The 22,901-nt window shown below is 67.0% G+C and carries 20 protein-coding genes; 15 read left to right on the forward strand and 5 right to left on the reverse strand.

Annotated elements, in window-relative coordinates; translation table 11 throughout:
• Positions 1 to 6 precede the first annotated feature (6 nt).
• From VIR15_RS12505 to VIR15_RS12515, 3 genes are read right to left on the reverse strand one after another with little or no spacing between them, the layout of a single operon-like run.
• Positions 7 to 780, reverse strand: coding sequence for a MerR family transcriptional regulator (locus VIR15_RS12505; RefSeq protein ID WP_331928074.1), 774 nt, complete (start codon positions 778 to 780; stop codon positions 7 to 9).
• Between the two features lie 41 nt (positions 781 to 821).
• Positions 822 to 1,583 carry an ABC transporter permease gene (locus VIR15_RS12510; RefSeq protein ID WP_331928076.1) on the reverse strand — a complete coding sequence of 254 codons (762 nt, stop codon included), beginning with the start codon at positions 1,581 to 1,583 and terminating at the stop codon, positions 822 to 824.
• Positions 1,580 to 2,359, reverse strand: a complete 780-nt coding sequence (locus VIR15_RS12515; protein ID WP_331928078.1) for an ABC transporter ATP-binding protein — start codon at positions 2,357 to 2,359, stop codon at positions 1,580 to 1,582. Before VIR15_RS12515 ends, VIR15_RS12510 begins: the two co-directional genes overlap by 4 nt.
• A gap of 184 nt (positions 2,360 to 2,543) precedes the next feature.
• Here VIR15_RS12515 and efeU point away from each other — a divergent pair, with 184 nt between their 5' ends.
• The 4 genes from efeU (at position 2,544) to VIR15_RS12535 (ending at position 8,097) form a co-directional block, all read left to right on the forward strand.
• Positions 2,544 to 3,398: an iron uptake transporter permease EfeU gene (gene efeU, locus VIR15_RS12520; RefSeq protein ID WP_331928080.1), complete on the forward strand. Its 855-nt coding sequence runs from the start codon at positions 2,544 to 2,546 to the stop codon at positions 3,396 to 3,398.
• Positions 3,399 to 3,972: 574 nt separating this feature from the next.
• The gene (locus VIR15_RS12525; RefSeq protein WP_331928082.1) at positions 3,973 to 4,476 is read left to right on the forward strand and encodes a DoxX family protein; all 504 of its coding nucleotides are present in this window, start codon (positions 3,973 to 3,975) and stop codon (positions 4,474 to 4,476) included.
• A 31-nt stretch (positions 4,477 to 4,507) separates the two neighbouring features.
• Entirely contained in the window at positions 4,508 to 5,752 is a 1,245-nt protein-coding gene (locus tag VIR15_RS12530) for a tetratricopeptide repeat protein (RefSeq protein WP_331928084.1), read from the forward strand.
• 2 nt (positions 5,753 to 5,754) lie between these two features.
• Positions 5,755 to 8,097: a tetratricopeptide repeat protein gene (locus VIR15_RS12535; RefSeq protein WP_331928086.1), complete on the forward strand. Its 2,343-nt coding sequence runs from the start codon at positions 5,755 to 5,757 to the stop codon at positions 8,095 to 8,097.
• A 329-nt stretch (positions 8,098 to 8,426) separates the two neighbouring features.
• Here VIR15_RS12535 and VIR15_RS12540 read toward each other — a convergent pair whose 3' ends face one another.
• Together VIR15_RS12540 and trxB are read right to left on the reverse strand one after the other, a co-directional pair.
• Positions 8,427 to 9,929 carry a carboxyl transferase domain-containing protein gene (locus tag VIR15_RS12540; RefSeq protein WP_331928088.1) on the reverse strand — a complete coding sequence of 501 codons (1,503 nt, stop codon included), beginning with the start codon at positions 9,927 to 9,929 and terminating at the stop codon, positions 8,427 to 8,429.
• A complete protein-coding gene (gene trxB, locus VIR15_RS12545) occupies positions 9,926 to 11,275 on the reverse strand; it encodes a thioredoxin-disulfide reductase (protein WP_331928090.1) in 1,350 nt (449 codons plus the stop codon). Before trxB ends, VIR15_RS12540 begins: the two co-directional genes overlap by 4 nt.
• A gap of 282 nt (positions 11,276 to 11,557) precedes the next feature.
• Here trxB and VIR15_RS12550 point away from each other — a divergent pair, with 282 nt between their 5' ends.
• The 11 genes from VIR15_RS12550 to VIR15_RS12600 all read left to right on the forward strand — a co-directional run.
• Positions 11,558 to 13,300 carry a UGSC family (seleno)protein gene (locus VIR15_RS12550; protein ID WP_331928092.1) on the forward strand — a complete coding sequence of 581 codons (1,743 nt, stop codon included), beginning with the start codon at positions 11,558 to 11,560 and terminating at the stop codon, positions 13,298 to 13,300.
• On the forward strand, positions 13,297 to 14,865 hold the full coding sequence (locus VIR15_RS12555) for an ABC transporter substrate-binding protein (protein ID WP_331928094.1): 1,569 nt from the start codon (positions 13,297 to 13,299) through the stop codon (positions 14,863 to 14,865). The genes VIR15_RS12550 and VIR15_RS12555 overlap by 4 nt, the downstream gene beginning before the upstream one ends.
• A gap of 71 nt (positions 14,866 to 14,936) precedes the next feature.
• A complete protein-coding gene (locus VIR15_RS12560) occupies positions 14,937 to 15,857 on the forward strand; it encodes an ABC transporter permease (protein WP_331928096.1) in 921 nt (306 codons plus the stop codon).
• Positions 15,858 to 15,967: 110 nt separating this feature from the next.
• Positions 15,968 to 16,807, forward strand: a complete 840-nt coding sequence (locus tag VIR15_RS12565) for an ABC transporter permease (protein ID WP_331928098.1) — start codon at positions 15,968 to 15,970, stop codon at positions 16,805 to 16,807.
• A gap of 14 nt (positions 16,808 to 16,821) precedes the next feature.
• Positions 16,822 to 17,865, forward strand: coding sequence for an ABC transporter ATP-binding protein (locus VIR15_RS12570; RefSeq protein ID WP_331928100.1), 1,044 nt, complete (start codon positions 16,822 to 16,824; stop codon positions 17,863 to 17,865).
• A complete protein-coding gene (locus VIR15_RS12575; RefSeq protein ID WP_331928102.1) occupies positions 17,858 to 18,886 on the forward strand; it encodes an ABC transporter ATP-binding protein in 1,029 nt (342 codons plus the stop codon). The genes VIR15_RS12570 and VIR15_RS12575 overlap by 8 nt, the downstream gene beginning before the upstream one ends.
• An 18-nt stretch (positions 18,887 to 18,904) precedes the next feature.
• The gene (locus tag VIR15_RS12580; RefSeq protein WP_331928104.1) at positions 18,905 to 19,156 is read left to right on the forward strand and encodes a NifU family protein; all 252 of its coding nucleotides are present in this window, start codon (positions 18,905 to 18,907) and stop codon (positions 19,154 to 19,156) included.
• Positions 19,157 to 19,164: 8 nt separating this feature from the next.
• Positions 19,165 to 19,953, forward strand: coding sequence for an IclR family transcriptional regulator (locus VIR15_RS12585; protein ID WP_331928106.1), 789 nt, complete (start codon positions 19,165 to 19,167; stop codon positions 19,951 to 19,953).
• A gap of 98 nt (positions 19,954 to 20,051) precedes the next feature.
• On the forward strand, positions 20,052 to 20,879 hold the full coding sequence (locus VIR15_RS12590; RefSeq protein WP_331928108.1) for a hydroxypyruvate isomerase family protein: 828 nt from the start codon (positions 20,052 to 20,054) through the stop codon (positions 20,877 to 20,879).
• 83 nt (positions 20,880 to 20,962) lie between these two features.
• On the forward strand, positions 20,963 to 21,850 hold the full coding sequence (locus VIR15_RS12595; protein ID WP_331928110.1) for a 2-hydroxy-3-oxopropionate reductase: 888 nt from the start codon (positions 20,963 to 20,965) through the stop codon (positions 21,848 to 21,850).
• A gap of 104 nt (positions 21,851 to 21,954) precedes the next feature.
• A partial coding sequence (locus tag VIR15_RS12600; RefSeq protein ID WP_331928112.1) for a glycerate kinase occupies positions 21,955 to 22,901 on the forward strand: 947 nt, incomplete at its 3' end.

A 22,901-nucleotide genomic window follows, 5' to 3' on the forward strand; every position in this document is an offset into this window, starting at 1 on the left:
CCGAGGTCACCCCGCGGGCTCCAGGCGCCGGATGTTGGTCCAGCCCGTCCAGCCCCGCTCCTCGAGCAACGTGAGCATGCGCTGCGCTCCCGGGAAGGAATCGACGAAGGCGGCGTCGAGCAGGGCAACGAGGTCGTCACTGACGGGGGCGACGTCCTCCACCCCCTCGAACTCGGTCGCCGCTGCCTCGATGAAGGCGGCCACGCGGTCGGCGAGTGCAGGCAGCTGCGGGTCATCCGGCCCGCAGTCGACGAGGTCCCCGATGTCGAGATACAGCCGACGGAGCCCCTCGTTCTCGATCTGCACCTGCTTGATCTCCATGAAGGCCGGCACTTCCTCGGGCATCTTGGCCGCGATGAGGATCCAGCTGTCGCGCTCGATCTCGATCAGCCGCTCATGGAAGCCGAACTCGCGCATCCGGTCGAGGTAGGCCACCGCCTCGGGCGGCAGTGCCAGGCTGTCGCCGGCTGCGAGCTGGGCGATGCGTTCCCGGTGTCGCTGCCGTTCTCGGATCTCGGCACGCAGGCGGCGGTCGATGTCCTCGACCGCCGCCTCGAACTCCGCCGGATCCGCCGCGAGCAGCTGACGCACCCGCGACAGCGGCACGCCCGCGTCGGCCAGGGTGCGGATCTTGACGAGCTCGACCACCGCGGCCGCGTCGTAGCGCCGGTAGCCGGAGTGGTCGCGCTCAGGCTCGGGCAGCAACCCCTTGGCGTGGTAGTGGCGAACCGCGCGCACCGTCACGCCGGCGTACGACGCGAGCTGGCTGATCGTCAGCATGGTCCCATTCTCGGACTTGTCCTGGCTGGTCGGTGAGGGTGTCAGGCGATCTTGCTGCGGTAGGTGCGGATCGCGAGGACGTAGGCGACAACCAGCAGGCCGAGGCACCAGCCGAGGGCGATCCAGCCGTCGTTGCCGACCGGCTGCTCCGCGTAGAGGTTGCGGACGGTGTTGACGATAGGGGTGACCGGCTGGTGCTCGGCAAACCAGCGCACCGGCCCGGGCATGCCGTCCGTGGGCACGAAGGCCGCGCTGATGAACGGCAGGAAGATCAGCGGGTAGGAGAAGCCGCTCACCCCATCGACCGACTTCGCGGTGAGCCCGGGGATGACGGCCAGCCAGGTCAGGGCCAGGGTGAAGAGGACGAGGATCCCGAGAACCGCGAGCCAGGCGAGCACTCCGGCGCCGGAGCGGAAGCCCATCGCCAGTGCGACGAGCATGACGAGCGCGAGCGAGACGAGGTTCGCCACGACCGACGTCAGCACGTGCCCCCAGAGCAGGGCCGATCGGGTGATCGGCATCGACTGGAACCGTTCGAAGAGGCCGGTCGAGACATCGGTGAAGATCCGAAAGGCGGTGTAGGCGATGCCGGAGGCAACGGTGATGAGCAGGATCCCGGGCAGCAGGTAGTTGACGTAGTTGCCCCCGCCGACGTCGATCGCGCTGCCGAAGACGTAGACGAACAGCAGCAGCATGGCGATCGGCGTGATGGCGGTCGTGATGATCGTGTCGGGGCTGCGCAGGATGTGGCGCAGCGACCGTCTGGTCAGCACGGTGGTGTCGTTGAGGGCGTGAGTGGTCATGCGTCGGTCCTTTCTCGGTGCTGGGGTTGGCCGACGATCGCGAGGAAGACCTCTTCGAGGGTCGGCTGCTTCTCGACGTACTCGACCGTGGCCGGCGGGAGCAGCTGCTTGAGCTCGGCCAGCGTGCCGTTCGCGATGATCCGGCCCTCGTGGAGGATCGCAATCCGGTCTGCGAGGTGCTCGGCCTCCTCGAGGTACTGCGTGGTCAGCAGCACCGTGGTGCCCTGGCCCGCGAGCACCCGGATGGTGTTCCAGACCTCGTTGCGCGACTGCGGATCGAGACCTGTCGTCGGCTCGTCGAGGAAGAGTACGGGCGGGCTGCCGATCAGGCTCATCGCGATGTCGAGGCGACGGCGCATGCCACCCGAGTAGGTCCCCACCCTCCGCGCGGCCGCGTCGGTCAGCCCGAACCGCGCCAGCAGCCCGTCCGCGATCCTGCCCGGATCCTCGAGTCGCCGCAGCTGAGCGACGAGGACGAGGTTCTCCCGTCCGGTGAGGATCTCGTCGACGGCAGCGAACTGTCCGGTGAGGCTGATGGACTCGCGGACCTCCGCGGGCTGGGTGGCGACGTCGTGGCCATTGACGGAGGCGGTCCCGCCGTCCGCCTTGAGCAGGGTGGACAGGATCCGCACTGTCGTGGTCTTGCCGGCCCCGTTGGACCCGAGCAGCGCGAAGATGGAGCCCGAGGGCACGCTCAGATCGACGCCCCTGAGCACCGCGTTGTCCGCATAGGACTTGGTCAGTCCGACGATCTCGATAGCTGGTGTCGTGGTCATGAGACGAGCGTGCAACGTTGACCCTGCGTCAAGGTCAAGCGGGAATCTGAACGCACGGGAGCGCGACCTCCCAGCCCCGCCCGCGGAGCGTCCGCATTCAGGGCAGCGTCTTGTTAGGTGAGGCTTACCTATGGTTTGCTCGCAAGGACGCCACTCAGGGCGTTCCTGGACGAAAGGTGGATCCGTGCTCCTGAGCAACGCCCTCATCGGATTGCGCGAGGGCCTCGAGGCGGCCCTCGTCGTCGTCATCCTCGTCGCGTTCCTCGTCAAGACGGGGCGGCAGTGGGCCCTGAAGTACGTCTGGCTGGGTGTCGGCACGGCGGTCGGCCTGTCGGTGGCCCTCGGTGCGGCGCTCACGTTCGGCGCACAGGGCCTCGCGCACGAGACACAGGAGCTCATCGGGGGCATCGCCTCGATCATCGCCGTCGCCTTCGTCACCGGCATGGTCTTCTGGATGCGCGCAGCGTCCAGGACGATCTCCGGTGATCTCAAGGGCCGTCTGGCCAGGGCTCTCGACCTCGGCCCCCTCGCCGTTGCGGTCGTCGGCTTCGTCGCCGTCGGCCGGGAAGGCCTGGAGACCGCGATCTTCTTCTTCGCAACGACGGAGGCCGCCGGGCAGGGCAATCTGCAACCGCTGCTGGGCTGGGTCCTTGGTCTTGGCGGGGCGGTGTTGCTCGGCATCCTGATCTACCGCGGCGCGGTCCGCATCAACCTGACGAAGTTCTTCCGCTACACCGGCGTCCTGCTCATCGTGGTCGCCGCCGGCATTCTCGCCTACGGCGTCCACGACCTGCAGGAGGCGGGTGTCCTGCCGGGCGAGGGGTTGAGCGCCTTCGACATCCGTGCCGTCGTCCTGCCCGGCGCCTGGTACGCCGTCTTGTTGAAGGGCATGTTCAACATCACCCCGGTGATGTCCGTCCTCCAGGTCGTGGCGTGGGTGCTCTACGTCGGCGTGGTCCTGACGATCTTCCTCCGTCCGCTGCCAGCCCCGGTCGCGGTCGCCCCGTCTGGTGAGCCGCAGCGCTCCCGCGCCGCCTGAGCCGGGCAGCGTCTGACCCGCATCTGTTGTGATCGCGGGGCTGGGATCAACGGGATGTGGTCGGCCGTGCCCGGCTGACGTCAGGCCCGGCTACGACGACGTCACCGGTGTCGGGTCGCCTGCCGGAACCAAGCCAGGCCGTATGCTGTTGAGCCAGCTCACCGGCATACGGCCCGGTTCGCCTGTGGCATAGTCCAACCCAGCCACACGAGTGGTCAGGAAAGCAGCTCTGGCTCCACGCGGCCCCGGCGGGACAGGTAGTCGTGCCAGAGCAACCGGGCCGCAGTAGAGCGCAGGGCGCGACAGGCTCGTCAACGGTCGGTCGTTTCCGCATCGCCGTGGTTCCGGAGGCTGCCACCACGAGAACGACGGCCCAAGCATCCATCGGACGGTCACGACTGCTCATCCGGGAGTCCTCTCTGACGCGTAGCACCGACTACGGGCTACGGCGTACCGATCGGACCTTGGTGCTCCCGTGGGCGCAGAGGAAGGGTCACTGTCTCGCCGATTTGCCTTCTCTCGATCGCCGCGAGGCTGGAACACGTTCATCCAGCGAAGGTGAGGAGCAGTCATCATGACAACCCTCCACGACACCCGCCCGGTCGAGCCCGCAACGACGCTGACCGCACGGCATGCAGCCAGGGTGTCTGCCGTCCTGGCGACCCACACGATCGGACTGCTGCGCATCAGTCTGGGCTTGGTCATTGCCGGCTTCGGCGTCCTGAAGTTCTTCCCGGGAGCGTCGCCAGCGGAGCCCCTGGTCATGCAGACCACCGAGGTACTGACGTTCGGACTGGTAGAGGGCCGCACTGCGGTCCTGGCTACTGCCATCATGGAAGTCGCTCTCGGCCTCGCGCTTCTCGTCGGACGTCTACTCCGGCCGGCAATGGTTCTGATGCCTGGCTGGCTGGCCGGCATTCGCTCGAAGGGAAGCCGGCTGAGCGGCATACGGCATGCGGCGCATGCGGCTGGGCCGGCGTTCCGTCCCCCGCTCAATCCGCGTCTCCCGGATGGAGAAAACCGCACGAACCCACGCATCAAGGGTTCATACTGGTGTGCCAGGGCACCTCGCATCTAAATCTGTCAGCATCAGCTACATGGGAGCGGGTGTGGAGGAATTCGAGCCATCGGTTGGTCCGTGGTCGCCGCTCCACGTGTTCTTGTCCTACGCCCGCGAAGACACGCCCGCCATGGACATTCTGGATCGACAGATGAGGGGCCTCGTGAAGCAAGGCCTCATCACGCTGTTCATCGACAAGTCCCTACGGCCGGGCGATGTCTGGCACGACCGGATCCGTGCAGAGCTCGAGCGCGCCGACGTCGTCGTCTTCCTGTTGAGCGACCACCTCATGGGCTCCGACTACGTGCTGGACAACGAGTACGACTACGTCCTGAAGGAATTGAAGCTGGACAAAGGCCGCCCCAGGCCTGTCACCTTGCTGATCGACGACGTCCCGAAGCACAACGGGTTCAGCCAATGGGAGATGTACGCCAAACGCGACAACCAGTTGCTCCCCGTTAAATACTGGGGACTGGAGGAGAAGCGTCCGTACATTCAAGTGGTCGACTACGTCGGTGAACTCGCCGAGAGGCACCGCGAACAGCAGATGTCGTCCTCTGCAGTCTCGGCCGACTCGATATCCGTCGACCTCGTGGACGGGATAGAACGGTCACCCGCTGCCGCCGGGGTTGGTGGGATCAAGACCAAGTGGCGATGGGAGAACCGCCCCGCTGGGCACCTTTGCGCCCGAAAGGATTTGGTCAGCCGTATCAACGCACGACTCGAGAGCGAGCCGGGGGTCGCGGTGGTGCTCACCGGTCACGGTGGCATGGGAAAGTCCACCGCGGCCTACCTCTATGCCGCAACGCACGACGACAGGTACGACCACGTGGCCAAGATCGCGGCCGAGTCGCCGGAGATTCTCGCCGAGGAATGGCGGTCGCTTGCGGAGTGGCTTGATCTGCCGGCGAGCGATGTCCTGTCCGCCGACTATGCGCTGAAGGAGTGGCTCGCAAAGGAGCAGAGGTGGCTGCTGGTCCTCGATAACGCCTACGGGATTGAGGCTCTTGATCGGCTCCCAGAGCTGCCCATGGGAGACGTCCTCGTCACGACGCGTGAACGCTTCACGGGATTGGGCGACTTTCGCCTCCTGACCGTCGGCGAGCTGGACGAGAGCGAGGCAGAGAATCTGCTGCTCGAAGCGGCAGGTGCGGGGGCGGACCTCGCGACAGTGCGCGAGATCTGCGCTATCCACAGTTACGAACCACTCGCCCTTGAAAAGGCACTGCTCGACCTACGCGGCGGAATGGCCCCACGAAGGTATCTGGCACGTTTGCGAGCGCACGAGAGGTGATCATGACTGTTCGCTCGGCAGAAGCGGAGAGCAGCGTCGCCGCTCAGGTGGCGATGGCCGTCAAGGAGATGGAGGCAGTCGACCCCGCCGCTGTCGGGCTGCTGAACGTGCTGGCCTTTCTCGGCGCCGAAGACATTCCTCGACGCATGCTGCGGACAGAGGACGGACAGCTCGACCGTGACGTCGGCGGATGGGCCAATGACAGGGCTGTCCTGATGACCGCATTGTCGACACTTGTCGAGAAGGCTCTGATCAAGTTCGACGGATCCGGCGTCTTCATCCATCGCAATCGCCAGGAAGCGGTCGCACAGCTTCTCGAGCCAGCCGCACGGAAGCACTTCGCGCGCAGCGCCGCCCTCCTGGTGCACGAGGCGATGCCGGATGCCCGCCTGGTCGACCAGTGGAGCTGGGGTGCCCGGACCGTCCGGCACGCGATAGTGGCAGCTGGGCATCTCGAAACCCTCTCTGTCGAGCAGCACCTCACCGCCCGTCTTCGCCTGGCCGTCGCGAGGTTCCAAATGATGCAGGGCCAGCTCGAGGGCGCTCGCGTCAGTCTCCAGCGTGCCCAGTCGCTCGTGGAACAGGTAGAGCCTGGAGGACGGCTGGAGGCAACCATCTGGAATGACCTGGCCGACACGCACCGGCGCCTGGGGGAGTTCACCCGTGCACTCGAGTTCGCGCAGCGAGCACACGACCGACACCGCCGCCTGGCTGTCACAGCGTCGTTCGGTCAGAAACCGGTCGACCCTGCGAAGTCGCAGATGGAAGCGGGCGCGGAAACCCTGACTCCGGATACGACGCCCGATGCGGACGTAGCGGCCGACCTGAGAACTCGCGGGGTCATCGAGCAGGATCGGGGCAATCTCGGCGACGCTCTTCACCTGCTCGAGGAATCGTTGCAGATGTTCCAGACGACACTGGGCGTCGAGGACATCAACACCTTGGAGGTGCTGGAGAACCTGTTCGCCGTGCTGCTGGAGGCCGGTGACCTCCACCGTGCCTCTCGTTTCCTCCAGTACTCGATAGATATCAAGTCACGCCTCCGCGGTTTCGGGGACGACGTCGAGGACTCTCGTCTATTGCTGGACATACTGCGCGGAGAGGTCCCCGCGGCCGAAGGCAGCAAGCAACTCAGCGAGAGGTTCCACCGTCGATACGGAGCGCATCACCAGTTCACCGCCGATGGGCTGCGACTCCTGGGTGCAACCCTCACGGTCAGTGGCCGCACAGACGAGGCACGCACCGCTCTGCAAACGGCCCTCAATGTCGACGAGACGAATCTGGGTCCCCACCATTACCGGGTCGCACAGAGCCGCGTCGCGTTGATGCGGCTGAACCTGCACGTACTTGATCTCGCGGCGGCCATGAATGAGGCGATCCAGGCCTTGGACATCGTGCGCAGAACCCCTGCGCTCGATCGGCCGGCGGTCTTCCGGCTCATCGGCATCGCCGACGCTGTGGCGGACGTCGGCGACGTGGCAGAGCAACGACCGTTCCTTGACCTGCTCGAGTCCCACCTACTCCATGGGGCAGGCGACCCCGAGACCGTCATGGAGATGAACGGTGCCGTGTCACGCGCCCTGACGCGCTCCGGCGACCGGGCGTTGCTCGCGTCCGACATTGATGCGGCGCTCGCGGAGTATGAACGAGCGCTCGGTTTCGCTCGCACCACGACTGACACGCACCTCGACGACTTCGACGCCGAGGTCCGGATTGGGTTTCTTGCGGCCCTGCGCGGCGACGCTCCATTGGCGCGCGAGCACTGGCGCTCCGCGCTGGACCTGTTCAAGGACGATGCCCTCGCGGCGTGGTCGCTCTGGTTCCTGGTCCGGATGTACGGACAGCTAGCGAGCAAGGGTGGTCACTCGCCGGCGGCTCGTGACGTGCTGGATCAGCTCTTGGAGGATGCGGAGAAGGAGGGCAAGGTGACGAGGTTCCGAGGGAGTATCTCTTCGCTGGTTCCGGAGGGTTGGTTTGTGAAGGAGAGCATCACCCTGCTTGCCGCCGACGGCAAGGCGAACGTGATCGCCTCCGCAGAACCGCTCGATCCGAGCACGGACACCAGTCAGTACGCGGGGATCCAAGGCGACCGGTTGCGCAAGGAGTTTCCGGGCTACACGGAGCACTGGGTCGAGGAGCGAGACGTTCTGGGAGGTCGGCCCGGCGTCATGAGGAGCTTCAGCTGGGCGCCCCCGGACGGCGAGCCCGTGACCCAGGTTCAGCTCTACTACGCCATGAACGGCCGCGGGTACACCGCAACGGCCACGACGCCGGCCGACAACTACCCTGCCCTTGATCACTTGTTGCTCACGGCGCTCCAGAGCCTGCGCATCGAGGGCGAGTGAACACAAGGGCAGGGTTACCTCTGTCCGCCGCGGGCGGGCATGTGTGTGCTCGATTCCCCGGGGACGAACCCCGGGGCGAGACGGACGGTCCGCGGAGCGGGTGGAAGCCGAGGTTGCGAGATGAGCGCCCGTCTTCCAGGTCGCGGCCTGGGTGCTGAACGTGGGGTGGGTTTCGCGATCTTCCTCCGTTCGCTGACCGCTGCAGTCGCGGTCGCTCTCACCGCCTCGGGTGGACCGCAGCGCTCACGACCCCCTGAGCGGGGGCCAGGTTCCCACGCCAGAACCCCGGCGGCACGGAACGGGAACGGATGCGCACACAGCCCGCTCGCTCATCCCAGTGCGTCGTAGCGGCTCATCCGCGCAGCGAGGCGCTTGTCCGGCTCCATACGCTTGAGGCCCTCGATCTCATGCTGAAGCACCCGGGCCATTCGGCGGCAGAACTCATGGGGTGCATCCGACGGGTCGACCGGCTCGGACACCACTCTGTCGACGATCCCCAACCTGAGCAGGTGGCGCGCCGCGACCATCTGCGCCTCGGCGACGTCCGCGGCGTGGCTGGTGTCACGATGGAGGATCGCGGCGGCGCCCTCCGGCGGGAGGGGGGACAACCAGGCGTGCTCGGCCGCCACCACTCGGTCAGCAGGCAACAGCGCCAGAGCGCCACCGCCGCTCCCTTGACCGATCATCAGGCAGAGCGTCGGCGCCTTCAGCCCGACCAGGTCTGACAGGCAGCGTGCGATCTCCGCAGCAAGACCGCCCTCCTCGGCGGCTGGTGTCAGCTGAGCACCGGGCGTGTCGATGACACTGACGACCGGCAGCCGCAGTTCGTCGGCCAAGCGCATCCCGCGGCGGGCGGCGCGCAGCCCGGCCGGCCCAAGCGCAGACGTGCTGCTCTGGTGCCGCCGGTCGTGCCCGATCACCAGAGCAGAGGTCGAGCCGAAACGCGCAAGGCACATCAGGATCGTGTCGTCCCGCTCACCCACGCCGGTTCCCCTCAGCGGGATGACGATATCGGCACCATGTTTCAGGAGCTCACGGATACCTGGACGCTCGGCACGTCGGGATCGTTGGATCGACTCCCACGCCGGTACATCGGCGACGTCATCCGGCGGCAGGTTCTCCTGCGCCGCCGGAACGTCCCCAGCCACCATCAGAACCTCGAGAACCATTCTTGCCACAGTTCCAACCTGCTCGACAGGGATCACAGCGTCGATGAGTCCCTTCCGGTAGAGGTTCTCCGACGTCTGTACGCCTTCGGGAAAGCGTTCGCCGTGGAGTGCCTCGTAGACGCGCGGCCCGAGGAACCCCACGAGGGCTCCGGGCTCCGCCGCGGTGAAATGGCCCAGGGATCCCCAAGAGGCGAGGACACCACCCGTCGTCGGGTGACGCAGGTACACGATGTAGGGCAGCCCGGCGTTCTTGTGAGCGGTGATGGCGGCTGTGATCTTCACCATGCCCAGAAAGGCCGGCGTGCCCTCTTGCATGCGGGTGCCCCCGGACGTCGGGGCCGCGAACAGTGGCAAACCCTCCCGGGTCGCTCGTCGCACCGCATCGACGATCCGTGATGATGCCGCATGACCGACCGACCCTGCCAGAAATCGGAACTCGCCGACGATGACGGCTACCGCACGACCAGCAAGCCTTCCTTCTCCGGTGAGGACTGACTCGTCCGTGCCGGACTGCTGACGCGCCGCCGCGAGCTGCCCTGCGTAGGCCGTGCCGGGCGCTGCAGGCTCGCCCGGTTCGCTATCCCACGATCGCCATGAGCCCGCATCCAACACCAGCTCGAGCAGTGCCCGCGAGCTTAGTCTTGACGTCGCTGAACTGCTCATTGGAGATGGAGGTCGAGTGCGGTGACAAGCGCCCGGGCCGGGGTGGCCCCCACCACGGTGTGGACCGACTGACCACCGACGAAGAGCTTGAGCGTCGGGGACGATGCGACGTCGTGTGCTCGAGCGGCAGCCGGGTACTGGTCGACGTTGACCTTGAGGACACGCATCCGACCTTGGTAACGGTGCCCGATCTCCTCCAGCACGGGATTCATCAGGCGGCAGGCCGAGCAGTTGTCTGCCCAGAAGTCGACCAGCACGGGTTCCGGGCTCGAGCTCAGCAGGGCGCTGAGCTGGTCGTCGCTCACCGAGCCGTCCGAGTGCGGCTCCCCGTAGCGCGCCGTCGTGGACCTGCCCACGCGGGCAGGTGTTGAGCCGGAGTCATCCCGCGCTGGCGAATGCGCCTCTCGGGCCTCCGGGAGCCCGGAGAGGTAGGCGTCGGCGTCCAGAGCGGCTGCGCAGCCAGATCCTGCGGCCGTGATCGCCTGACGATACGTGCGGTCCACGAGGTCGCCGCACGCGAACACCCCTGGCACCGCCGTGGTGGTGCCAGGGTGATCTACCTGGACGTACCCATCGGCGTCCAACGGCAGCTGCCCGCGGACCAGGGCACTGTTCGGCGTATGTCCGATCGCGACGAAGAGCCCTGCGGCATCGAGCTCCTCGCATTGGTGCGTGACGTTGTTCGTGACCCGGATGGATTCCAGTCGGTCGCCGCCACCCAGTTCGCTCACCTCAGTGTTCCAGCGCACGGTGATCCCTGGCCGTCCCAAGAGCCTGGCCTGCAAAATCTTGGAGCCGCGCAGTCTGGAGCCGCGGTGAATCAGGGTGACGGACGAGGCGAACTTGGTCAGGAACAGAGCCTCCTCCATCGCCGAGTCGCCGCCACCGACAACTGCCACGGGGAGTCCGCGGAAGAATGCGCCGTCACACGTGGCGCATGTGGAGACTCCGCGCCCCGTGAGCCGCTCCTCGTGTTCGAGTCCGAGGCGTCGGTGAGACGCACCCGTGGCAAGAATCACGGCATCGAATGTGTGTTGTCCGCCATCGTCCGTCTCCAAGCACTTCGTGCGCCCGGTCAGCTCGACGGCAGTCACGTCCTGGGGTAGCAGCAGGCACCCGAACTGTTCCGCCTGCCGGCGCAGCGAGGCCATGAGCTCGGGACCCTTGACGCCTTGCGGCTGGCCCGGGAAGTTCTCGACGATGGTCGTGGCCATGAGTGCGCCACCGGCCGCGATGGATCCTTCGAAGAGAACAGGTTTCAGGTCGGCTCGGGCAGCGTAGAGCCCTGCGGTGTATCCCGCGGGGCCGGATCCGACGATGGCGAGGCGGCGGGTAGGTGTCGTCATGGTTCTCTTCCTGAGCTGGCGGAGGCGTCGGCGGTGTTGGCTGGCGCTCCGGCGAGGCTAGGGCTGCCATGGGGGCCGGACGAGCAGCAACTTCCGTTCTCCGGAACCCAGCAGGAGTGCCACCGACGTTCCAGATGCCGTCACGTCACTTCCGGTGAACGGAAATCTCCGGTAGTGATGGCGCCCATTCGCGGACTTGACTCCCGGCATCGAACGCGCCCGGCGTTCAGTGGGAACTCGCCAAGCGCCCCAGGCGCCCGGCAGGAAGTAGAGGTGCAGGCTATGACAGCCTCCCAAGGGTTCATCGGCGTCGATGTCCTCGATCCTCGCCCCGACAACCATGGTGGTCCTCCGGCCAAGACGGCCCCTCGGCTCGACGGCCTCGAGGGCAAGACCATCGGCCTGCTGTGGAACGGCAAGGCGAATGGAGACGTTGCCCTTCGCCGGACGGCCGAGCTGATCGCCGAGCGGTACACCGATGTCAAGTTCAAGTTCTACAGCGGCTCGATGCCCTGCCCTCCGGAGCTGCTCGATGAGCTCGTCAGCGAATGTGACGCCGCCATCGGGTGCACGGCCGACTGTGGCTCCTGCACCTCCTGGATGACCCATGACTGCGTCCAGATCGAACGCAAGGGCCTCCCGACCGTCATCATCGCCTCGCACGGCTTCGAGCATGACGTCGAGGTCAGCGCACGGGCGTTCGCCATGCCCGATCCCTTCTACGTCGTCGTCCCACAGGTCTACAACAACCTCAACGAGGGGGAGGCCGCTGCGCAGACCGACCCGGTCGTGGAGGACATCGTGGCACGGCTCACCGTGAGCGACAGCCTGACGGGACTGGGTGGGGACAACCAACCCCTCCCTCTGTGGTCCTACTCGGCCGCTGACCCGACCTCACTCATGCTGGAATTCAACCGGGACTTCCTCAGCCGCGACTGGGGTGACGGCTATCCGCTGTGGCCACCGACGCGGTCGGCGGTGGATGCACTGATCGCAGGGGTCGACGGCAACCCTGGCGACGTGGTGTGCATGCTCCCCCCGGGCAACGGCGAGGCCACCGTCGAGAAGGTCGCCATCAACGCTGCGATGGCCGGCTGCCGGCCCGAGGAGATGCCGGTCGTCATGGCCGCCCTTCGAGCCATCGCCAACATCCGTCCGGTGCCCCGCGGTGCACTGATGTCGACCAGCGCCTACGCACCGCTCATCCTCGTCAACGGGCCGATCGCCAAGCGGCTCGGAATCAACGGTGGTCGTTCCTGCCTCGGTCCCGGTCGGCAGAACGAGGTCAACATCCGGATCAGTCGTGCCGTGGTCTTCTGCCTCAAGAACATCGGCTCGTGGTACCCGGGCGTCATGGACCTCGACACCATCGGCAGCACCCGCAAGCACATCGTCGTCGTGGCCGAGAACGAGGACGAGTCTCCCTGGGAGCCATACCACGTGTCGCGCGGATTCAGGGCGGACGAGGATGTCGCAACGGTCTTCTGGACGGCTGGCGAATGGGACATCTCCATCCAGGGACACACGGATGCGCAACAGCTGGCTCGCTCAATCGCCTCGTTCAGCGGCGGCAACAACAGCAGCGGATACTTCACCAACCTCGGCGGCAGTGGAGAGAGTGGACTGGGACGCCTGCTCTTCCTGGCCCCGCCCCACGCCCAGCCGCTGGCCATGGATGGCGGCTTCTCCAAGGTGGGCCTGGAGAAGCTCATGTTCCACCTCGGCAGCGAACCGGTCGCCCGGATGATCGAGCCGGTTCGGAAGCTGCACCGGGACGGCAAGATCAAGCCCGAGTGGGACTGGCTCTTCAGCCTGTCGGACGAGGCCGCCAGCCGCATGACCCTCCCCGTGATCGAGAAGCCCGAATGGTACTCGATCGTCGTTGTCGGCTCCGTGCGAGCCAAGGACCTGTTGATGCCAACTCGCCAGAAGCCGAACAGCGAGCCGATCACCAGGACACCGCGACCTGCTGGTGATCCCAACCCCTCAAACACCCAGCTCGGCGCGCAAGGAGCGACGAAATGACCTCTCGAGCGATGGCCCGGACACGCACCACCCGCCGCCCGTCTGCCTACATCCTCACCGCATCGATCACCGCAGCACTGCTCGGCCTCGCAGGATGCGCTGGCAGCACAGCTGCCGACGAGTCCGGCGACGGCCGGACCTTGCGGGTCGCGGTCGCCTATGAGCCGTTGAGCATGGACTTGTGTGACTCGAGCTCCGCGCGCAACGGCATGTTCATGGTCGAGAACGTCGGCGAGCCGCTCGTCGACCTCGACTTCAAGACCATGGAGCTCAAGCCCAGGCTGGCCGAGTCCTGGAAGGCGGTCGATCCGGTGACGTGGCAGTTCACCCTGCGGGATGGTGTGACCTTCCACAATGGACAGCCCCTCACCGCCCAGGCTGTCGCCGACTGGATCAACCGGGTGCTCAACCCGGACCTGGAGTGCTGGCTCTACGGCTCGGTCCTCGACGACAACGTCCAGAAAGCGGAAGCCGTCGATGCCCGGACGGTCACCATCAAGACCTCCAGCCCTGACACGATCCTGCCGCGTCGCCTGGCCTTCGTCATGATCGGTTTCGTCGGATCGGACGCCAAGCAGAAGACCCAGACTCCCATCGGCACCGGGCCATATCAGTTTGTCGAGTACAACCCCAGCGCGGACGTCCAGATCTCGCGCTTCGAGAAGTACTGGGGCAAGCCGGCGAACTTCGACAAGGTCGTGTACCCCATCCGGGTGGAGAGCTCAGTGCGGTCGGCCATGGCTGCAGCGGGCGAAGTCGACATCGCCAGCATGATCGCGAGCCAGGACGCCAAGGCACACGGCGCCGTCAACTTCACCGTCGGAGAGACGATCTACTTCCGGATCGACACGAAGCTGCCGCCTTTTGACGACCTGCGGGTCCGGCGCGCGCTGAGCCTGGCCATCGACCGCAAGACGTTTGTGCAGAACGTGTATGGAGGCTTGGGCGAGCCCGCCAACGCCATCGTCATACCGCAGACGGTCGGCTATCCGGACCATGTCACCACCGAGTACGACCTCGCCGGGGCCCAGGCCCTGCTGGCCGAGGCTCGTGCCGACGGGGTCAAGACGGATACGCCCTTCAAGGTCGTCGGGTGGGCCGGGATGCGCAGCTCCAACGGTTCCGAGGTGCCCGACACCATCGTCGCGATGTTGAAGGCCGCCGGCTTCAACGCGTCCACTCAGCTTCTCGAGAACGAAGCGATGCGAACCAGGTTGGGATCCGCGAACGACCCCACGTTCGGACCGGCCGTTGTCCTCAACGCGCATGGCAACTCACTCGGCGACGCTCTGGTGAGCCTGCAGGGCAAGCTTGGCTGCAAAGCTCCTCAGAGCTCCGTCTGCGACAACCGGCTCGACGCACTGCTCAAGAAGGCTGCCCAGGCGAGTGGTGAGGAACGCGCACAGCTGTTGTCCGACGCCTTCAGCTACGAGCACGACGAGCTCGTCGCCCTGGTTCCCGTTGCCTACATGGCCGACACCATCATCCGGTCGGACCGGGCCTCCTACGAGCCCAACCTCGCCAGCAGCGAGCGCATCGATCTGTCCGAGGTCACCGTCAAGTAGCGCAAGTACAGGCGGGCGTCCGGTCCCCGGGCGCCCGCCGCCCACCCGACTAGCCAAGGAGGTCTAGGGGCGTGGCACGTTTCATCCTCACCCGATCGCGGCAGGGCGCTCTCAGCCTGATCGGCCTGGTGCTGCTGGTCTTCGTGCTGGCTCGACTCACCGGAAGCCCGGCTCTGCTCTATCTCCCCGAGGACGCGTCGCCCGAGAGGGTCGCCGCCTTCAACAGGGAGAACGGCTTTGACCAGCCGCTGTATCTCCAGCTGCTGGACTATGTCGGAGGAATCCTGCGACTGGACTTTGGCGACTCGCTGCTCTACGGCGACTCAGCCCTCGGGGTCGTGCTCGGACGATTCCCAGCGACCTTGCAGCTGGCCTTTTTCACGATGCTGATCGTCGTGACGCTGGCTGTCGTCGCAGGAGCCTCCAGCGCGGCTCGGCGTGGATCTGTGCGAGACACGGCCACGCGCGTCACCTCGATGACCGCGCTCAGCGTGCCCGACTTCTGGGTCGCGCTCATGGGCATTGCCTTCTTCGCCGTCTACCTCGACCTGTTGCCGACCTCTGGCATCGGGGGCTGGGAGTTCTGGGTGTTGCCGCTTCTCACCCTGACCCTCCGACCGACCGGCATCCTGACCCAGGTGGTGCGCACCGCGATGATCGAGGCGCTTGACTCGGACTACGTGCGGGTCGCCCGGAGCAAGGGCGTGGGGCCGCATGCCGTCGTGTACAAACACGCACTGCGCAACGCGGCCATCCCGGTGCTGACCATGGCGGGGATCCTCGCCGCGCAGGTCGTCAACGGAGCCCTCGTCGTCGAGACGGTGTTCGGCTGGCCCGGGATCGGCAACCTCATGGTCACGGCCATCAGGGGACGTGACTTCGCAGTCATCCAGGCTGTCGTGCTGGTCACGGGCGCGGCGATTGTCGTCATGAACCTCCTCATCGATGTCGCGTACTCGCGACTGAACCCACAGATCAGGCTCAGCGCATGACACTGCTCAACCGAGACCATCGACGCCGGGGCACGGAGGCTGAGGCCGATTGGCCTCCTGTCAGCCTGAGGGCGGCATCGGGCGCCGAACCCGTGAGGCAAGCACATGGCTTGTGGCGCAAGGTTGGCTACCAGCTGCGCCGCGACGCTCTCGGCGGTGCCGCTGCGGGCTGGCTCGTCCTGCTCGTCCTCGCAGCAGCCGTTGGCCCGGCGTTCCTCGGCGATATGGCGCGCGAACCAGCGCTGCAGCTGCGTTTCCTGCCGCCGCTGAGTACCGAGCATGGCTGGGAGTACGTCCTGGGCAGCGATGCACTCGGGCGCGGCTACCTGGCACGCCTGGTCGTGGCTGCCCGGACCACACTGCTGATCGCCCTCGTCGCCGTGCTCGTGGCGCTTGCCGTCGGCTCAATCATCGGCACGGTCTCGGGATTCCTCCGAGGTCGACTCGACACGGTGGTGATGCGCGTGGCCGACGTCATGCTCGCCTTCCCATCGCTGCTTCTCGCGCTCATCGTGCTCTACACCCTGGGTACCGGACTGGTGCCGCTGATTTTGGTGCTGGCCCTCGCGCGTATCGCGATGTACTCACGCGTCGCCCGTGCCGAGACGCTCGCCGTGCGCGAACGCGTCTACATCCGCGCCTCGCGCGCGTTCGGGTCCGGGTCGGCGCGGATCGTGCTCACGCAGATCATTCCCGTCATCGCCAACCCCTTGGTGGCGCTCGCCACGTTGGAGTTCGCCATGGTCATGCTCGCTGAGTCGGCGCTCAGCTTCCTCGGCCTGGGGGTGCACGAGCCTGACATCACGTGGGGTGGCCTCATCGCCGAGGGGCGCAACTACCTCGAGAGCGCGTGGTGGGTGGCGCTCTTCCCGGGCCTGGCTCTGACCCTCACCGCCGTCGCAACCAATGTGCTCGCCGAGCTCGTGCGCAAGGCAGCCGAGTCGGAATGAAACGAGAGGACGTCATGACGGACGCAACATCCAGTCCGGGCGACACCCCAGCCGACGTGCGGCCGGCGCTCGAGGTACGTGATCTCAAGGTCGAGTTCCGGCTCCGACGCGGTGCGGTGACGGCCGTGGACGGCCTGAGCTACCACATTCATCGTGGCGAGACGCTGGCGATCGTCGGAGAGAGCGGCTCCGGGAAGACCGTTGCCGCCCAAGCAGTCCTCGGGATTCTACCGACCCCCCCGGCCACGGTGACTGCCGGCCGTGTGCTGCTGCTCGGCCAGGACCTGCTGACCCTGACCGAGTCGGAGCGGCGTCGGATGCGCGGCGAGCACGTTGCACTCATCGCGCAGAACTCATCGCTGAACCCGGTCTTCTCCGTGGGTTGGCAGGTCGCCGAACCCTTTCGGGCGCACCGTGGCATGTCGCACGGCGACGCCATGGCCCGTGCAGCAGAGCTGCTGGATCGGGTGGGTATTCCGGCGGCGAAGACTCGGCTCAAGGATTACCCCCACGAGTTCTCGGGCGGCATGCGGCAGCGCGCGAGCATCGCAATGGCCATGGCCCTGGAGCCCGATGTCCTCATCGCCGATGAGCCGACCACGGCACTGGACGTGACCATTCAGGCCCAGATCATGTCCCTCTTGGGGCAGATGCAGGACGAGACCGGAATGGGCATGGTGCTCATCACCCATGATCTCGGTCTGGTCTCCGAATCGGCCGACCGGATCCTGGTCATGTACGCCGGGCGTGAGTGCGAGACGGGTGGAGCCGAGCAGGTGATCACCCGGCCAGCACATCCCTACACGCGCGGGCTCATGGAGTCGATTCCCCGGCCGCGCCACAAGCGGTCTCGGTTGTCACCGATCCCCGGCTCGCCGCCAGATCTCATGAGCCCGTCGTCCGGGTGCGCCTTCGCGGCGAGATGCAGCTTCGCTGAAGATCGTTGCCGGGTCGAACGCCCGGAGCTGGTCGCCGTGATGACCGGCCGAGCGAGCAGTTGTTGGCGCAGTGGAGAAGTCCTCGAGCGCCCGAGTCTGGAGGAGCACGTCAATGTCTGACGAGCCACTGCTTCGTGTCGAGAACCTCACCAAGCACTACGTCGTCGATGACACCAGGGGCGGGCGCCGCGGCGCAGCACTCCTGCGGGCGGTCGATGGGGTGAGCTTCGACCTTGCTGCGGGAGAGACCCTCGGCCTGGTCGGGGAGTCGGGCTGCGGGAAGTCCACACTTGCCCAGACGCTGCTGCGGCTCGTCGAGCCGACCAGCGGGCACGTGTACTTCCGGGGCCAGGACGTCCTGGCCATGTCGCGAAGGGAGCTCAAGGAGTTTCGCAAGCACGTCCAGGTCGTCTTCCAGGACCCCTTCGAGAGCCTGAACCCGCGCAAGACGGTAGGCCAGATCATCGCGGAACCATGGACCATCCACCGCGACCTCGTGCCGAAGAGCAAGTGGCGGATCCGGACAAGTGAGCTGTTGGAACTCGTCGGGCTCAGGCCCGAGCACCTCGACCGCTATCCCGGCCAGTTCTCAGGTGGTCAGCGCCAGCGGATCGGTATTGCCCGAGCAGTCGCCGTGGCGCCGCAGCTGCTCATCTGCGACGAACCCGTCTCGGCACTCGACGTGTCGGTGCAGGCCCAGATCCTCAACTTGATCCATGACGTGCAGCTTGAACTGGGCCTGGCGGTGATCTTCATCTCGCACGACCTCGGAGTTGTGCGCCACGTCTCCGACCGGATCGGCGTGATGTACCTCGGACGGATGATGGAATACGGCGACGAGTCGGACGTTTTCGAGCGGCCACGGCACCCGTACACCGAGGCGCTGATCAGCTCCGTGCCCGTGTCTCGCGCGGAGCGCCAGGCCGCCGGGCCCCGTCGGATCCTGACGGGAGACCTTCCCAGCCCGGTGAACCCGCCGTCCGGATGCCGATTCCGCACCCGGTGCTGGCGAGCACAAGCCCTCTGCGCGGAGGAGGAGCCCTTGCTCCAAGCCCAGCATGCTGACGACCCGACGCAGGTGTCCTGCCACTTCCCCAGCGGCGCCCTCTCAACCACCCCCGGGCTGCAGCCAAGCCAATAACTACAGAAGGAGACAACCATGCCCACAAGCCAGGCCGAGATCGACGAAGTGGTCGGGGCCATGAACGAGCTGGTGGCCCGCGACGGGGGCACCATCAGTGTGCTCGGTTATGAGGAGGCTGCCGCCATCCTGAGACTGGAGTACGAAACCGGGAGCAACGACGAATGCTCCACGTGCCTGATCTCCCCGGAGACGCTGAGCGACTTCGTCAAAGAGGGCCTGAGGGCGCGCGGGGTGCCCGTCACCAACGTCGTGGTTCAGGCGCCCTGAGGTCGGCCGTGACCCAGCAGGCGTCGCGCACGGTGACCGCGAAAGTGCTGGCGATCCTTGCCGCCTTCGACTGCCGCGAGTCCACCCTCACACTCAGCCACATCGCGGAGAGTGCTGGATTGACGATGCCAACGGCGCACCGCCTCGTCAATGAGCTCGTCCAAGGCGGCGCCCTCAAGAAGGACGGTCGTGGTCGATATCGCGTGGGCCGGCTGCTCGGCAAGGTGGGCGACAACGCCGGCCCCGAGATGCGCGCCGGGGGGCGGGCTCACCTCGTCGAGGTGATCCGCCTTACCGGCGAGGCCTGCCATTTCGCCATCCGTGACGGGGACCAAGCGCTCATCAGGGATCGGCTGTACGGCCCGGAGCAAGCGCTTCGCGCCAAGAAGCTCGATGATCGCCTCCCGCTGCACCGAACGGCCGTCGGTCTGGCCCTGCTGGCCTTCGACCTCCCTGGGGCCCGAGAGGCCTATCTGACCGCCCAGGTGGACGGTCAGCCACGTTTCGCCGAAGCCGACCGGCGCCGGCTGACCTCCGAGCTGGAGCAGGTCCGTTCCCGGCGATACGCCATCACGATGCAGCAGCCGCAAGATGGCCCCTGCTCTATCGCGGTCCCTGTCGTCCTCGGAAGCGACTTTGCCGTGGCAGCCATCGGGCTGATCATGAGCGCGTCCCATCCCGGGCAGGTGACCCGCCACAGCGCAGCGCTACAGGGAGTCGCCCGCCGCATGGAGCCAGAGGCGAGGCGGTGGATCCATTTCAACGTCGTCAAGCAAGCCCTCGGCGGCGGGCTCTGAGGGTGGTCACCGTACGGGGACACGGCCCTCGAGCTGCGCCCCGGTACTCCCAGCAATGTTGAGTTCCCAACTCCCGGAAGAGAAAGCAGGCCCGCACGATGGCGATCCACACGAGGTACCTGGCGAACTGCTCGATGCTGTTCACCGAGGTGCCGCTGCTCGAGCGACCACGAGCCGCGGCGGCGGCGGGCTTCGACACGATCGAGTTCTGGTGGCCGTGGCCGGACCAACCGGTGCCCGGTGACAGGGAGGTGGACGCCTTCGTCACAGCGGTGGAGGACAGCGGTGCCCGCCTGGCTGGCCTCAACTTCTTCGCAGGCGACCTCGCCGGCCCGGACTGCGGGGTGCTCTCGATTCCAGGGAGAGCTCAGCAGTTCCGCGACAACATCGACGTCACCATCGGCATCGGTGAGCGGCTCGGCACCGGGGCGTTCAACGCCCTCTACGGCAACCGGGTCGACGACGCCACACCCCAACGTCAGGACGAGCTCGGCCTGGAGAGCCTGGTCATCGCCGCCAAGGCCGCCGACGCCATCGGGGGCACCGTTCTCGTGGAGCCCGTGAGCGGCCCGAAGCCGTATCCGCTGCGCACTGCCGCAGATGCGGTTGCCGTGGTGGACGGGGCCCGGGAGGCGGGTGGCGCGAACGTCGCATTCCTGCTGGATCTGTTCCATCTGGCCAACAACGGGGACGATGGCGACCGCGCCATCGCCGAGCACGCCGCGAAGGTCGCGCACGTGCAGATCGCCGACCACCCCGGCCGCCGCGAGCCCGGGACCGGGCGGCTCGACCTCCAGCGGCAGCTCGACGCCCTTGAGCGCGCTGGCTACACCGGCTACGTCGGCCTCGAGTACCAGCCGTCGACGACGACCGAGGAGAGCCTCGCCTGGCTCCCGCGGGCCCGGCGCGCCGCAGCAGATCGGTGACAGGGCGGCTGCCCCGAACTGAACGGGTTCTCGAATCGATCCCGGACCAACCGAAACTCCATATCCTGCAAGGAGATCCCAACATGGGCACCATCGCCTTCATCGGACTCGGCATCATGGGGAGCCCCATGGCCGTCCACCTCCTGAACGCCGGCCACGAGGTCACCGGCTACAACCGGACGCCAGACAGGGCTCAGCCGCTCATCGCGGCGGGCGGCCGCGCGGCTGGGTCGATCGCCGACGCGGTCTGCGACGCCGAGGTCGTCTGTGTCATGGTCCCGGACTCGCCGGACGTCCATGCCGTCCTGGCCGGTGAGGGCGGCGTGTTCGACAGTGCGAAGCCGGGCACCTTGGTCATCGACTTCTCCAGCATCCGGCCCGACGTCACCGTCGAGCTCGCCGAGCAGGCACGGCAGCGAGGCTTCCGCCTGCTCGACGCGCCGGTTTCCGGCGGCGAGGCCGGTGCCAGGAACGCTGCCCTGTCCATCATGGTCGGCGGCACGGCGGAGGACTTCGCTGCCGCAAGGCCGGTCTTCGACGCCGTCGGCAAGACGGTCGTCCACGTCGGGCCCAGCGGATGCGGCCAGACGGTCAAGGCCGCAAACCAGCTCATCGTCGCAGCCAACATCCAGGCCCTCTCCGAGGCCGTCGTGTTCCTCGAGGCCTTCGGGGTCGACACCGAGGTCGCGCTCGAGGTCCTCGGCGGCGGGCTCGCCGGCTCCAAGGTGCTGGACCAGAAGCGAGGCAACATGCTGTCCCGCCGCTTCGAGCCCGGCTTCCGGATCGACCTGCACCACAAGGACTTGGGCATCGTCACCGCGGCCGCCCGCGAGGCAGGGGTCGTCGTACCGCTCGGCTCCCTCGTCGCACAGCTCATGGCGTCCGCGAGGGCCGTCGGCGACGGCGGGTTGGACCACTCGGCCCTCCTCCGCGGGGTCGAGCGGCTCTCCGGCCGTGGCACCCCCGCCTGACCCACCCAGGCCCGGCGGCAGGTGGCGTCACCATGGGAGCGAGCTCAGCGGCATACGCCAATCGTGTTTGACAGCAGGGGAACCGACACAAGGAGCCTAATCTCATGACGCGCGTCCTCATCGCCGCGGACAAGTTCAAAGGTTCGCTGGCGGCCGCAACAGTCGGCTCGGCGATCACATCCGGGATCCGACGGGTCGTTGGAGACGCGGTCGAGATCATCACGATCCCGGTGGCGGACGGCGGGGACGGCACCGTGGCGGCGGCGGTGGCGGCCGGCTTCGCCTCGGTCCCGGTCACCGCGGCCGGACCAACGGGCGAGCTCGTCGAGTCGGCTTGGGCGCGGCGCGGGTCGACGGCGGTCATCGAGATGGCGGACGTGTGTGGCCTCGTCCGTCTCCCCGGTGGACGGCCCGACCCCCTCGGTGCCACGAGCCGCGGCCTCGGTGAGGTCATCGCAGCGGCGATCGACCGTGGCTGTACCGAGGTGGTCGTCGGCATCGGCGGCAGCGCAAGCACTGACGGAGGGTCCGGAATGCTCCAGGCACTCGGTGCCCGGTTGCTCGACGTGGACGGAAACGAGCTTGGGCGCGGGGGAGGCTCGCTAGCCAACCTCGTTGCGATAGACCTGGCGCCGCTGCGCAACCGGGTGGCGGGCGTGACGTTCACGGTCGCCTCCGACGTCGACAACCCGCTCACCGGGCCACGCGGGGCAGCCGCCGTCTACGGCCCGCAGAAGGGGGCGACGCCCCACGATGTCGTGGCCCTCGATGCAGCCCTGAGCCACTTCGCCGAGGTGGTGCACGACGCGACCGGCGCGGGTGACTGCGAGGCGCCGGGTGCGGGAGACGCTGGGGGAGTCGGGTATTCCGCGCAGTCGGTTCTCGGGGCCATCCTCCGGCCAGGGATCGACATCGTGTTCGACCTCGTCGGCTTCCACGAGGCTCTGGCCCCTCTCGGTCCCGGCGACCTCGTCATCACCGGTGAGGGGTCGCTCGACGAGCAGACTCTGAACGGCAAGGCGCCGGCGGGCGTAGCGGCGGCCGCCGTCGC

This window comes from Intrasporangium sp. (assembly GCF_036566125.1).
Taxonomy (GTDB): Bacteria; Actinomycetota; Actinomycetes; order Actinomycetales; family Dermatophilaceae; genus Intrasporangium.

What these genes read in the sequence shown, in the direction of transcription:
- VIR15_RS12515 (WP_331928078.1), bottom strand. Translation starts at nt 2,359, where the DNA reads ATGACCACGACACCAGCTATCGAGATCGTCGGACTGACCAAGTCCTAT.
- VIR15_RS12510 (WP_331928076.1), bottom strand. Translation starts at nt 1,583, where the DNA reads ATGACCACTCACGCCCTCAACGACACCACCGTGCTGACCAGACGGTCG.
- VIR15_RS12550 (WP_331928092.1), top strand. Translation starts at nt 11,558, where the DNA reads ATGACAGCCTCCCAAGGGTTCATCGGCGTCGATGTCCTCGATCCTCGC.
- VIR15_RS12590 (WP_331928108.1), top strand. Translation starts at nt 20,052, where the DNA reads ATGGCGATCCACACGAGGTACCTGGCGAACTGCTCGATGCTGTTCACC.
- VIR15_RS12540 (WP_331928088.1), bottom strand. Translation starts at nt 9,929, where the DNA reads ATGAGCAGTTCAGCGACGTCAAGACTAAGCTCGCGGGCACTGCTCGAG.
- VIR15_RS12505 (WP_331928074.1), bottom strand. Translation starts at nt 780, where the DNA reads ATGCTGACGATCAGCCAGCTCGCGTCGTACGCCGGCGTGACGGTGCGC.
- VIR15_RS12595 (WP_331928110.1), top strand. Translation starts at nt 20,963, where the DNA reads ATGGGCACCATCGCCTTCATCGGACTCGGCATCATGGGGAGCCCCATG.
- VIR15_RS12535 (WP_331928086.1), top strand. Translation starts at nt 5,755, where the DNA reads ATGACTGTTCGCTCGGCAGAAGCGGAGAGCAGCGTCGCCGCTCAGGTG.
- VIR15_RS12575 (WP_331928102.1), top strand. Translation starts at nt 17,858, where the DNA reads ATGTCTGACGAGCCACTGCTTCGTGTCGAGAACCTCACCAAGCACTAC.
- VIR15_RS12555 (WP_331928094.1), top strand. Translation starts at nt 13,297, where the DNA reads ATGACCTCTCGAGCGATGGCCCGGACACGCACCACCCGCCGCCCGTCT.
- trxB (WP_331928090.1), bottom strand. Translation starts at nt 11,275, where the DNA reads ATGACGACACCTACCCGCCGCCTCGCCATCGTCGGATCCGGCCCCGCG.
- VIR15_RS12525 (WP_331928082.1), top strand. Translation starts at nt 3,973, where the DNA reads ATGACAACCCTCCACGACACCCGCCCGGTCGAGCCCGCAACGACGCTG.
- VIR15_RS12570 (WP_331928100.1), top strand. Translation starts at nt 16,822, where the DNA reads ATGACGGACGCAACATCCAGTCCGGGCGACACCCCAGCCGACGTGCGG.
- VIR15_RS12580 (WP_331928104.1), top strand. Translation starts at nt 18,905, where the DNA reads ATGCCCACAAGCCAGGCCGAGATCGACGAAGTGGTCGGGGCCATGAAC.